Below are 11,049 nucleotides of genomic sequence, written 5' to 3'. Positions count from 1 at the left end.
CATGGCCCGCATCTACAAGACCCGCACCTGGCACGATGAACTCTCGCCCTCGATCGAAGAGATGGAGTTTCTGGCGCTGGAGGCGTACGCGCATCTGCCCGACGATTTCCGCAAGCTGACCGGCGAGATCGTCATCATGATCGCCGAATTCCCGACCGACGAGATCATGGACGATCTGTCGCTGGAGACGCCGTTCGATCTGCTTGGCCTGTTCGAGGGCCGCGGCATCGCCGAGCGCTGGAACCCGCAGACCGGCGAAGGCCCGAACCGCATCACCCTCTACCGCCGCGCCATCCTCGACTACTGGGCCGAGAACGAAGAGACGCTGGGCGACATCGTCACCCACGTGCTGATCCACGAGATCGGCCACCATTTCGGCCTGTCGGATGATGATATGGAGAAAATCGAAGAGGCGGCGGAGTGAGGCTGCGCCGATATTCAGGTGAAGCCGGCCTGCGAACGGCAGCTTCCTGCGCTTCCGGTGCTCGCGTACTTTAAGTACGCTCCGCTCCGGTTCTCGGAAACCACTGTTCTCGGCTCGGCCTGACCTGAATCTCGACACAGCCTGCGTCCGTGCCTGGCAAAGCCTACCAGTCGCTCAGCTTGGTATCCGGCCCGTATTCCTGGCCGTCGATATCCTTCACCACCGCCTGGCCGCAGCGCATCGATTTGGTCTTCTTGTCATAGGCGTAGGTCGGCGAGCCGTACAAATGCCAGCCCTTGTTCAGCGCCGCGGTTACCTTGTGACAGAAGGTGGAATCATCGGGGGCGGACAGAAAGCGGTAGAGTCTCATGGGTCAGGTCCTGTCGTAAGTTCTGTCTTGTAGGGCGGGATATTCCGAAGCCGGCTTAGGCAATCATGCGCCGATGGCGGCGGCCTTCGCCAGCAGTTTTTCGACTTGCGCCAGGTGCAGCCGTTCGACCATCCTGCCATCCAGCGCAATCACGCCCTTGCCGGCATTTTCGGGCAAGGCGAAAGCCTCTTTCACCGCATGCGCCTCGGCAAGGGCTTCGGGCGCGGGGGCAAAGGCGCGATTGGCGGCTTCGATCTGGGCCGGATGGATCAGCGTCTTGCCGTCGAAGCCCATGGCCGCCCCTTCCGTGCATTCGCGCGCAAACGCGTCGAGGTCGCGAAAATCGTTGGAGACGCCGTCGAGCATGTCGATGCCGCCGGCCCGCGCCGCCAGCACCATCTGCATCAGCCAAGGCACGAGGTAGCGCCGATCGGGCGTCGCCAGAATGCCGGTTTCCTTGACCAGATCGTTCGTTCCGGCAACGAAACAAGCTAGGCGCGAGGCCGGGTCGCGGCCGAGTTCGGCAATGGCGCCGATGTTGAGCATGGCCTTGGGCGTCTCGATCATCGCCCAGAGCTTGACGCTGTCGGGGGCAAAATTATCGTCGAGCACGTCGCCGACTTCGAGGATATCGCGCGGCGTGGCGACCTTGGACAACAGGATGCCGTCGGGCTCGAATTTTGCCGCGGCGAGCAGGTCTTCAGTGCCCCATTCGCTGGACAGCGCGTTGACGCGCACGATCATCTCGCAACGCTTTGGCCGATTGGCGAAAATAGCGGCGAGTTTATCCCGCGCGGCAATCTTGTCGGCCGGAGCGACGGCATCTTCGAGGTCGATGATCACGGCATCGCAGGCAAGTTGCGCGATCTTGGCTAGCGCCTTGTCGTTGGAGGCGGGGACGTAGAGTACAGAGCGGCGTGGGCGGTAGGGTTCGCTTGTCATACCCGATCTATGCCGCGTGTGATTGGTGGAGGCAAGCGCCCGACCGGTACCTGATGCGCTGCCCGCCATCCGCCGTTGGCTCGCCCCAGCTCGAAGCGCAGGTCCTGCACGAAAACTGCACATCCCTGCGGAAAACATCCTCCGCTCCGCCCTGCCGTGTCCATGCGGGCCCGCGACAAGGCGGCATGCAACAGCGAAACCGTTGGTCCCTACCCTATCGTCTCAGCAGCGAAAGCTGGTGGTTGGTCGATCCGCCACGGCCCGAGGCCCACCCTTGCCTGGAGGCAAGCTTGCTCCCTTTTATCCGCCCACCGGCCGAGCGGACCCAGCCCATCAGGAAAATCCGCGCATGACATCGTTTGCAAGCTTTTCCAGCCGCTTCGGCATCGCAGTCCTGCTCGTCGCGCTGGCGGATTTTTTCTTTTATGGCCAGCCCGCCGGAATCACCGTCCTGCTGTTCGCCATCGTGATTGCCGGCGCGGTCGTCGCCGTGCATCCGTCCGCCCTGAACTCCACGAGGCCTTGGCTCAAGCCGGCCTGCCTGTTCGTTACGCTGCTGCCGCTGGCCGAAAATGTCAGCCCGCTGTCGGTCACGATCGCGCTCGTGGCGTTGATCGTGTTTGCGCTGTCTCTGGCCGGGCGGTTGCGGCACGGCATCGCCCGCATTGCCGGCCAGGTCGGGCTTTTCCTGCTGGCGGCGCCGCTGCGGCTTATCCGTGACGTCTTCCGCTGGCGCCGCACGGTGCGCCGTCTTGGCGGCCGCCGCATCCGCCTGGCGTCCGTCATCGTCTGGGTGATGCCGGTGACCCTGGGCGCGGTGTTCCTGCTTTTGTTCGGCGCCGCCAATCCGGTCATCGAGTATTGGCTGTCGCTGATCGACCTGATGAAGCTGCTCGACCTCATCCAGCTGCCGCGGATTGTCTTCTGGCTGGTCGTGCTCGCCGGCGTCTGGGCCTTCCTGCGGCCACGCCTGCCGCGTTTCCTGCGCCGCCTTCCACGACGCCCGCCGCCTGCAGCCGTGGCCGCACCAGCCGCGACCAAACCCGCGACAACGATCGAGGACGTCGTCTTCGGCAAGGCGGCGATCCTGCGCGCCTTGCTCGTCTTCAACGCGCTGTTTGCACTGCAGACCGGGCTCGACGCCGCCTATCTCTGGGGCGGTGTCGCCCTGCCCGATGGCTTGAGCTATGCCGCCTACGCGCATCGCGGCGCCTATCCGCTGATCGCTACCGCGCTGCTGGCCGCCGGCTTCGTACTGGCGGCGCTGCGGCCGGGCAGCGAAACGTCAAGCGATCCGCTGATCCGCCGGCTGGTCTATGCCTGGGTGGCGCAGAACATCGTGCTGGTCATCTCGTCGATTCTCAGGCTCGATCTCTATATCGGCGTCTATGCACTGACCTACTGGCGCATCGCCGCCTTCGTCTGGATGGGGTTGGTGGCGTCAGGGCTTGTACTGATCATTGCCCGCATCGCGCTTGGAAAATCCAACGAATGGCTGCTCTCCGCCAATCTTGCGACGTTATCGGCGACGCTTTATGCCTGCTGCTTCATCAACTTCGCCGCAGCGATCGCCAACTTCAATGTCGACCATTCCCTTGAAATGACCGGCGACGGCACGCCTATCGATACCGAATATCTGCGCTCGCTTGGCGCTGCCGCCATGCCGGCGCTGGACCGCCTCTACATGCATCAATTCGGAAACCAAACCACCTGTCTGGCCGATCAAATGATGATCGACGACACTATCGCCGAGCAGAAGCAGTGGCGCGCCTGGAGCTTTCGCGGCTGGAGGCTCGTGCAGGTTCTCGACAAGAGAGGTCCGCTCGTGCTTCCTCCACCTACCCAGCCCTCGCAACGTTCAGTGCCGGACCGTTAGATCCATGCCGCATCAGATCCTGGTCGCCGACGACGATCCGCACATTCGCGAGATCATCTGCTTTGCGCTGGAGAGGGCCGGGATGAAGACGCAGGCCGTCGCTGACGGCGCAGCCGCCCTGCAGGCGATCGAAGGCCGCGAGCCCGACCTCGTCGTGCTCGATATCGGCATGCCGGAGATGGACGGGCTGGAAGTCTGCCGGCGGCTGAGGCAGCGCTCCGATGTGCCGGTTCTGTTCCTGTCGGCGCGAGACGAGGAGATCGATCGCATCCTCGGGCTCGAAATGGGCGGCGACGACTATGTGACGAAACCGTTCAGCCCGCGCGAGTTGGTGGCGCGCGTCAACGTCATCCTGCGCCGCGCCCGCCCGGTGGCGCCGGACCCCGCCGATGACAAGAACTTTGCGCATGGCAAGCTCAGCCTGGTGCCGGCCAGCCATGGCGCCAGTTTCGACGGCAAGGCGCTGGCGCTGACGGCGATCGAATTCTCGATCCTGAAAGGATTTCTGGCGCGGCCGGCGCATGTGCTGGGGCGCGACCTGGTGGTCGCCAGCGCCTATGCCGCCAACATCCATGTCGCCGACCGTACCGTCGATAGCCACATCCGCAACATCCGCGCCAAGCTGGCGGCGGCAGGCTGTCTCGACGCCATCGAAACCGTGCATGGCGTCGGTTTCCGGCTTGGCCGATGCGGCGCCTGAGCGACGCCAAATGGATCGGCACCAAATGGCGGCCAAGGCTGGCCACGGTGGTCCTCGCCATCCTCATCATGGTGCTGGCGCTGCCGCTGGTCGGCTTGTTCTTCTTCCGGCTTTATGAAAACCAGCTGATCCGCCAGACCGAGGGCGAGTTGATCGCGCAAGGCGCCGTCATCGCCGCCATCTATGCGCAGAATATCAGTGACGCCGCCATTGCCCCGGAGAAGCTTGGGGTGCCGATGCAGGCTGACAGCGGCGAAGCCAGCCGCGGCGACGACACGCCTTACCAGCCGATCGAGCCTACCCTCGATCTCGCCTCCGACTATTTGCTGCCGACCCGGCCCGCCGGCGTCGCTGCCGCCACCGATCCGGCCTTTGCAGCGATCGGCGCGCGGCTGTCGGGCATTCTCGACACCACGCAGAAAACCACCCTGGCCGGCTTCCGGCTGCTTGACCCGCATGGCGTCGTCATTGCCGGGCGCGACGAGGTCGGCCTGTCGCTGGCCCTTGTAGAGGAGGTGCGCACCGCCCTTACCGGCCACTATGCCAGCTCGCTCAGGCAACGAATTCCCGACCAGCCGCCACCGCCGCTCTATTCGGTCAGCCGCGGCACGAAAGTTCGCGTCTTTGTCGCCATGCCGATCGCGGTCGACGGCCATGTCGCCGGCGTGATCTACCTGTCTCGAACGCCGAACAACATCGTCAAGCATCTCTATGGCGAACGCGGCAAGGTGACGCTGGCGGCCATCGCCATGCTGTTCGGCACGCTGCTGATCGCGCTGGTGTTCCTGCGCACCGTCAGCCGGCCGATCTACGCGCTGATGGAGCGCACGAGGCGCATCGCCGCCGGCGACCGCGACGCCATCCGGCCGCTCGACCATCACGGCACGCGCGAAATGGCCGAGCTGTCCGCGGCCTTTCTCGACATGGCCGAAAAGCTGCAGGCGCGCTCCGACTCGATCCAGACCTTTGCCACCCATGTCTCGCACGAGCTCAAATCGCCGCTGACGGCGATCCAGGGCGCGGCCGAACTCTTGCGCGATTCCGGCGAGGCGATGGACGCGGCAGAGCGCAAGCGGTTTTCCGGCAACATCGTCAACGATGCCGGAAGGCTCAATCTGCTGGTACGGCGCCTGCTCGATCTGGCGCGCGCGGAAAACCTGGCGCCGAGCGGCGAAAGCACATCGCTCGATGCGGCGCTGGCATTGCTGCCGGTGGACGGCAGGCTGGCTGTGACCATCGAGACGGGCGGCGAAACCGGTCTGCGCATCTCGGCCGAGAATGCGGCGATCGTGCTTGCCAACCTGATCGACAATTCCGCCAGGCACGGCGCGACCCAGGTTTTGCTGGCGGCTGCCAGCGCCGACGGCAAAGTGACGATTGCGATCAGCGATGATGGCGCCGGCATTTCGCCGAGCAACAGGGCGCGCATTTTCGAGCCGTTTTTCACCACGCGGCGCGAGTCCGGCGGCACCGGCACGGGCCTCGGCATCGTGCTGGCCCTCCTGAAAGCGCATGATGGCACGATCGCGCTGGTTGACTCCGGGCGCGGCACGCGCTTCGAGATCATTGTGCCGGCGGCGTGAAGGATGCCGGCGGCCGGATCGGAGAACAAAGTGCGCTACGACACCGTCATCATCGGCGGAGCCATCGTCGGCTCCTCGGTCGCCTATTATCTGCGCGAGGAAGGCTTTTCCGGCTCCATCGCGCTGATCGAACGCGACCCGCAATTCGCGCATGCGGCAACGACGCTGTCCATGGCCTCGATCCGTCAGCAATTCTCGATTCCGGAAAATATCCGGCTGTCGCAGTTCACGCTAAACCTGTTCCGGCGACTGAAGGAGACCTTCGGCACCGATGCCGATATCGGTTTTCGCGAAGGCGGCTATCTCATCCTGGCCGGCGAGGCCGGGTTGCCGATCCTGAAAGCCAACCACGAGGCGCAGGTCGCCGAGGGCGCCGACATTCTGCTCGAGGATGCCGACCAGCTGGCAAAGCGCTTTTCGTGGCTGTCGACGGAAGGCATCAGCGCCGGCGCCTTCGGCCGCAGCGGCGAGGGCTGGTTCGACGCTCATGCGATGCTGACGCTGTTCCGCAAGGCGCTGCGCGACAGACAAGTCGATTTCATCGCCGCCGACGTCACTGGCATCGAGAGGCAGGGCAATCGCGTCACCGGCGTGGACCTCGACAATGGCGAAAGACTGCAAGCCGGCATCGTCGTCAATGCCGCCGGGCCGAATGCCGGCAAGGTGGCCGGCATGGCGGGACTCGTCCTGCCCGTCGAGCCGCGCAAGCGCAACGTTTTCGTCTTCGAGGCGCGGGAAAAATACGCCGACATGCCGCTGCTGGTCGACCCATCCGGCATCTATGTCCGGCCTGAAGGCTCGGTCTATCTCACCGGCGGCGCCGAGCTGGAGGAGGGCGATGGCCCCGCCGACCCCCGGGATTTCGACGTCGACTGGCCGCTGTTCGAAGAGGTGATCTGGCCGGTGCTGGCAACCCGCATTCCGGCTTTCGAAGCAATCAAGCCGACCCGCGCCTGGGCCGGCCATTACGACTACAACACGCTCGACCAGAACGCCGTCATCGGACCGCATCCCGAGGTCGAGAATTTCATCTTCGCCAACGGGTTCTCAGGGCATGGGCTGCAGCAGGCGCCGGCCGTCGGCAAGGCGCTAGCGGAGCTTTTGGTGCATGGCGGGTATCGGACCGTGGATTGCTCGGCGTTCGGGTACGCCAGAGTGGCCGAAGGAAGGGCGTTCCGGGAATTGAATGTGATTTGAGGCGGCAAAAGCTCACTGTCGAGTTCCCGCCCACCCCCCTCTGCCCTGCCGGGCATCTCCCCCGCAAGGGGGGAGATTGGCAGCTTCGGCGAAGGCGCCATTCTTGCAACGTCGGCGATTGGCGAAAGCGGTCGCGGCATCTGATCTCCCCCCTTGCGGGGGAGATGGTCGGCAGGCCAGAGGGGGGTGCTGTCCCGCGAGAGTCTAAGCAACCATCGCACTGACAGCCATCGCGTTGCCCAGTGCATGCCCGGCGGCCGTATTGTCGAAAATGCCCCAGACCTCGGCACCGGAAGCGGCCGCTGCTTCCACTTGCCGCGCAAACCGGTCGAGCGTTTCGGCATCGTAACCCGAATAGTAGATGCGCGGCGCGCCGTGCCAGCGGAAATAGGCAAGGCCGGGCGAGCCACCCGGCCCTGCTGCCTCCGGAACCGAAGCCGGGTCGGCGGCGACCCGTGCGACCTGGTGACCGGCGAGCAGTGCGTCCGCCTCGGCACCGAACCAGCTGGGATGGCGCGGCTCGCATGCCAGCCTTGCCAGGCTACGCCTGCCCAACATGTCGAAGAAGCCGCCGGCGACCTCCGGCTCGAAGGGCAGGCTTGGCGGCAGCTGCACCAGAAGCACGCTCAGCTTTTCGCCGAGACCTTCGACCTGCCCGAGAAAGTCCTCTGTCAGCCCCTCGCAATCGGCGAGGCGATGCTCATGGGTCATGCTCTTCGGTGCCTTGACCGCGAAGCGGAAGTGCTCCGGCACGGCGTGCGCCCAGCGCTCATAGGTCTCGCGGCGGTGCGGTTTGTAGAAGGAGGTGTCGATTTCCACGACCGGAAAGCATTTTGCGTAACGTTCGAGATGCGACCCGGGCTGCGGAAAGTCAGCCTTGTATCGAGACGGAATTCCCCATCCGGCGGTGCCTATCAGAGATCGGCGATTTCCCATGCTGCGGATTTGGACCGGATGAAGCGCGGGTCAAGGGCGACAAGGAGGCGTTGCGCCGCGGGGTCCTGAACACCGTTCCGCATTGCCCGAGAACCTTGCCCGCCGCCCGGTCCCTATCGGCGATTGCTTCTGACGCGACGTCAGCCCTTGCGTGAGAACCAGAACGCGTCGGGCATGCGCTTCATGCCGATACGCTCATAGAAGCCGACGGCGTCGGGCATCGAGATCAAGCTGATGGCGACCGAAGGCCCAAGCTGCCGGCGGGCCTCGTCCATCAGGCCTTTGCCGATGCCGAGGCCTTGCGCAGATTGGGATACGGCGAGCTCTGAAATGTAGCACACCCAGGAAAAATCGGTGATGGCCCTGATAACCCCAATCAGCGGCGTGCCTTCGACATCGAGCCGCGCGGTCAGCACCAGGTTCGCGCCCGAAAGCATCGCCTGCAGCCGGGCGTCGTCATCGACGGGGCGTGTTTCGCCGAGCGTGGATTCAACCAGAACGCGGCGGAATTCAGCGACGTCGAGCTCAGGCTCACTGGCATAGATAATATTCGATTGTGTGGTCATGGGCGCAAGGTGCACCAGCGGCGGCCGGTTTTAAAGACGTTTGCCGCCGATCTTTCGATCGGGCCGCGCACCAACAGTTGCCTTTTATTTGCCGGCGGCTTTGTGTAAACCGGGCGCAGCAAACCCTGACGCAACGAATTCGATCAAGAACGGGCAAAAGCCATGGAAAAATTCACCAAGCTCACCGGCGTCGCCGCACCGATGCCGATCGTCAATGTCGACACCGACATGATCATCCCCAAGGATTATCTCAAGACGATCAAGCGCACCGGGCTCGGCAGCGGCCTGTTCGCCGAAATGCGCTACAAGGACGATGGCTCGGAAAACCCCGACTTCGTGCTTAACAAGCCAGCCTACCGCAAGGCGGAGATCCTGGTCGCCGGCGACAATTTCGGCTGCGGTTCGAGCCGCGAACACGCGCCGTGGGCGCTGCTCGATTTCGGCATTCGCTGCGTCATCTCGACGTCGTTCGCCGACATTTTCTACAACAACTGCTTCAAGAACGGCATCCTGCCGATCACCGTCAGCCCCGAAGACCTGGAGAAGCTGATGGACGACGCCTCGCGCGGCTCCAATGCGACGGTGTCGGTCGACCTCGAGGCCAAGGAAATCCGCGGCCCCGACGGCGGCGTGGTCACCTTCGACCTCGACGACTTCAAGCGCCACTGCCTGCTGAACGGTCTCGACGATATCGGCCTGACCATGGAGAAGGCCGGCGCCATCGCCTCGTTCGAGAAGAAGAACGCTGCCGAGCGTCCTTGGGCCTGAGTGGTACGAGATGGCCCGGCCGCCACAAAGCCGGGTTCGTGGCGGCTGAACGGAGGGGACAGTCATGACACGTTTTCTTCTTGCCGGCGCCTGCGCGCTGGCGTGGATGCTGATGCCGGTGGCCGGCGCGCAAGCACAGACCGACACGGTCCTCGTGCCGGCAGAAGATCCGTCCGCCGCCGATCCGGGCGCGTCGAGCAATGCGGCCCTGGCGGACGATGACAGCCAAGGGCCGGTCCCGTTCGAGGGCGGGCAGCTGACCATCACCCAGCCGGAGCAGGATGGCGAAAAGGTGCTGGCCTATGACGGCAAGCAGCTGGCCAGCAATTACGACGTGTTCTTCGACAGAACAGTCAAGGTCGGCGGCGTCGACGTGGCGCTGGTCGATGTTGGCGACGGCGGCAACCAGTGCGGCCCGGCCGAGGTCATCGTCTGGAAACCGGAAGGCGGCGAGATACAAAGCCTCAAGGTCGAACAGGACGAATGCGGCGCGCCGCCGGCGGCGGTGGCCGACAACGCCATCTATTTCGTGCCGTATCTGTTGCCGGGCGATACGAAGCAAGCGCTGCAATGGTCGCCCAGCGATGGGCTGACGATCTCGGGCGACCTGACCTACGCGCCGGAGCCGGGTACGGACTGGAAGGACGTCGATCCGGCCAAATACCAGAACATCATCGACGCCTTCCACAATGAGGCCGTCTACAAGGCGGCGCAGACGCTGCTCGGCGACACCATGCCCGACATGGCGACCAGCCTGCTGGTCGGCGGCGGCACCGAAAAGACGGCGTCGGGCGCCTTCTACGCCACCGGCTGCGTGCCGCACGCATGCGGCAGCAATGACGGTTTCATGGCGGTCGACCCGGCCAAGCACACGCTCTACTTCGCCCGGCGCGGCGACAATGGCGAGCCGCAGGCGTGGCCTGACGTGAAGACCTGGCCTGCGGATGTGAAGGAAGCAATGGACAAGGCGCAGGAGTCGGGGAACTAGAGTTCGCGGCAGCGCGGCGAACACTCGGTGTTCATGCTTGTTTCGTCGCGATCCGTCACACGCCCCTCTGCCCTGCCGGGCATCTCCCCCTCAAGGGGGGAGATCAGACGTCACTCTGGCTTTCGCCAATCGCAAATGTGGAAAGCGAGAAAGGCGTCCGAACTGCTAATCTCCCGCCTTGAGGGGGAGATGGCCGGCAGGCCAGAGGGGGGTGCTGTCCCGCCGACGACCAAGATTTGCACCTGACTTGGCCCATGGCCTGGCCGGCCCTCTTCCTGCAAAGTGTCCGAAACCACAGCGAGGCTCCATGCGCACACTCATCTCCACCGGTTCGCCCTTCGAAAAAACCGCCGGCTATTCGCGCGCGGTGGTGCAGGGCGACTGGTGCTTCGTCTCGGGAACCACCGGCTATGACTATGCGACGATGGCCATGCCGGAAACGGTGGAGGCGCAGACGCGCAATTGCCTGGCGACCATCGCCGAGGCGCTGAGGGATGGCGGCTTCGACATGGCCGATGTGGTGCGGGCGCATTACTACATCACCGACCAGGCCATCGCGGACGTCGTCTTCCCCATCCTCGGCGAGGCTTTCGGCGAGATCAGGCCGGCGGCGACGATGATCGTGTGCCAGCTCAACAAGCCGGAAATGAAGATCGAGATCGAAGTCACGGCGCTGCGGCGCACGGCTTGAGGAGGCCA

At 64.4% G+C, this 11,049-nt stretch carries 12 protein-coding genes; 8 read left to right on the top strand and 4 right to left on the bottom strand.

The features are described from left to right. The first annotated feature begins 1 nt into the window (after position 1). Positions 2 to 424 (top strand): metallopeptidase family protein, encoded by a 423-nt coding sequence (locus NKJ58_RS02030; RefSeq protein ID WP_023702572.1) that lies wholly within the window; start codon positions 2 to 4, stop codon positions 422 to 424. Positions 425 to 587: 163 nt separating this feature from the next. Here NKJ58_RS02030 and NKJ58_RS02025 read toward each other — a convergent pair whose 3' ends face one another. Together NKJ58_RS02025 and NKJ58_RS02020 are read right to left on the bottom strand one after the other, a co-directional pair. Further along, positions 588 to 794: a DUF1737 domain-containing protein gene (locus tag NKJ58_RS02025; protein ID WP_023673921.1), complete on the bottom strand. Its 207-nt coding sequence runs from the start codon at positions 792 to 794 to the stop codon at positions 588 to 590. A gap of 63 nt (positions 795 to 857) precedes the next feature. Next, a complete protein-coding gene (locus NKJ58_RS02020) occupies positions 858 to 1,736 on the bottom strand; it encodes an HpcH/HpaI aldolase/citrate lyase family protein (protein ID WP_352519401.1) in 879 nt (292 codons plus the stop codon). 349 nt (positions 1,737 to 2,085) lie between these two features. Between NKJ58_RS02020 and NKJ58_RS02015 the strand changes: the two genes are divergently transcribed. Genes NKJ58_RS02015 through NKJ58_RS02000 form a run of 4 tightly spaced genes read left to right on the top strand, consistent with a single transcriptional unit; the run spans position 2,086 to position 7,092 of the window. Next, on the top strand, positions 2,086 to 3,612 hold the full coding sequence (locus NKJ58_RS02015; protein ID WP_352519400.1) for a DUF4153 domain-containing protein: 1,527 nt from the start codon (positions 2,086 to 2,088) through the stop codon (positions 3,610 to 3,612). 4 nt (positions 3,613 to 3,616) lie between these two features. Beyond that, positions 3,617 to 4,312 (top strand): response regulator, encoded by a 696-nt coding sequence (locus NKJ58_RS02010; protein ID WP_352519399.1) that lies wholly within the window; start codon positions 3,617 to 3,619, stop codon positions 4,310 to 4,312. Continuing rightward, positions 4,300 to 5,895, top strand: coding sequence for a sensor histidine kinase (locus tag NKJ58_RS02005; protein WP_352519398.1), 1,596 nt, complete (start codon positions 4,300 to 4,302; stop codon positions 5,893 to 5,895). Before NKJ58_RS02010 ends, NKJ58_RS02005 begins: the two co-directional genes overlap by 13 nt. Positions 5,896 to 5,925: 30 nt before the next feature. Further along, on the top strand, positions 5,926 to 7,092 hold the full coding sequence (locus NKJ58_RS02000; RefSeq protein ID WP_352519397.1) for an NAD(P)/FAD-dependent oxidoreductase: 1,167 nt from the start codon (positions 5,926 to 5,928) through the stop codon (positions 7,090 to 7,092). A 204-nt stretch (positions 7,093 to 7,296) separates the two neighbouring features. On the opposite strand, the gene NKJ58_RS01995 is transcribed toward NKJ58_RS02000, so the two are convergent. Then, positions 7,297 to 8,028, bottom strand: a complete 732-nt coding sequence (locus NKJ58_RS01995; RefSeq protein ID WP_023715738.1) for a DUF72 domain-containing protein — start codon at positions 8,026 to 8,028, stop codon at positions 7,297 to 7,299. Positions 8,029 to 8,168: 140 nt separating this feature from the next. Continuing rightward, on the bottom strand, positions 8,169 to 8,594 hold the full coding sequence (locus NKJ58_RS01990) for a GNAT family N-acetyltransferase (protein WP_023683817.1): 426 nt from the start codon (positions 8,592 to 8,594) through the stop codon (positions 8,169 to 8,171). A gap of 162 nt (positions 8,595 to 8,756) precedes the next feature. On the opposite strand from NKJ58_RS01990, the gene leuD reads away from it, so the two are divergent. The 3 genes from leuD to NKJ58_RS01975 all read left to right on the top strand — a co-directional run bounded on the left by leuD (position 8,757) and on the right by NKJ58_RS01975 (position 11,041). Further along, on the top strand, positions 8,757 to 9,362 hold the full coding sequence (gene leuD, locus NKJ58_RS01985) for a 3-isopropylmalate dehydratase small subunit (protein WP_023683818.1): 606 nt from the start codon (positions 8,757 to 8,759) through the stop codon (positions 9,360 to 9,362). A gap of 64 nt (positions 9,363 to 9,426) precedes the next feature. Further along, positions 9,427 to 10,350 (top strand): Ivy family c-type lysozyme inhibitor, encoded by a 924-nt coding sequence (locus tag NKJ58_RS01980; RefSeq protein ID WP_352519396.1) that lies wholly within the window; start codon positions 9,427 to 9,429, stop codon positions 10,348 to 10,350. A gap of 307 nt (positions 10,351 to 10,657) precedes the next feature. After that, the gene (locus tag NKJ58_RS01975) at positions 10,658 to 11,041 is read left to right on the top strand and encodes a RidA family protein (RefSeq protein WP_023699291.1); all 384 of its coding nucleotides are present in this window, start codon (positions 10,658 to 10,660) and stop codon (positions 11,039 to 11,041) included. Positions 11,042 to 11,049 lie beyond the last annotated feature (8 nt).

The organism is Mesorhizobium sp. M0139 (assembly GCF_040322455.1).
Classification (GTDB): domain Bacteria; phylum Pseudomonadota; class Alphaproteobacteria; order Rhizobiales; family Rhizobiaceae; genus Mesorhizobium.
This window is presented reverse-complemented; position numbering and strand designations above follow the sequence as displayed.

Bases quoted from the DNA above. Each gene is read 5' to 3' on its own strand.
- NKJ58_RS02030 (WP_023702572.1), top strand. From the start codon at position 2: ATGGCCCGCATCTACAAGACCCGCACCTGGCACGATGAACTCTCGCCC.
- NKJ58_RS02025 (WP_023673921.1), bottom strand. From the start codon at position 794: ATGAGACTCTACCGCTTTCTGTCCGCCCCCGATGATTCCACCTTCTGT.
- NKJ58_RS02020 (WP_352519401.1), bottom strand. From the start codon at position 1,736: ATGACAAGCGAACCCTACCGCCCACGCCGCTCTGTACTCTACGTCCCC.
- NKJ58_RS02015 (WP_352519400.1), top strand. From the start codon at position 2,086: ATGACATCGTTTGCAAGCTTTTCCAGCCGCTTCGGCATCGCAGTCCTG.
- NKJ58_RS02010 (WP_352519399.1), top strand. From the start codon at position 3,617: ATGCCGCATCAGATCCTGGTCGCCGACGACGATCCGCACATTCGCGAG.
- NKJ58_RS02005 (WP_352519398.1), top strand. From the start codon at position 4,300: ATGCGGCGCCTGAGCGACGCCAAATGGATCGGCACCAAATGGCGGCCA.
- NKJ58_RS01995 (WP_023715738.1), bottom strand. From the start codon at position 8,028: ATGGGAAATCGCCGATCTCTGATAGGCACCGCCGGATGGGGAATTCCG.
- NKJ58_RS01990 (WP_023683817.1), bottom strand. From the start codon at position 8,594: ATGACCACACAATCGAATATTATCTATGCCAGTGAGCCTGAGCTCGAC.
- leuD (WP_023683818.1), top strand. From the start codon at position 8,757: ATGGAAAAATTCACCAAGCTCACCGGCGTCGCCGCACCGATGCCGATC.
- NKJ58_RS01980 (WP_352519396.1), top strand. From the start codon at position 9,427: ATGACACGTTTTCTTCTTGCCGGCGCCTGCGCGCTGGCGTGGATGCTG.
- NKJ58_RS01975 (WP_023699291.1), top strand. From the start codon at position 10,658: ATGCGCACACTCATCTCCACCGGTTCGCCCTTCGAAAAAACCGCCGGC.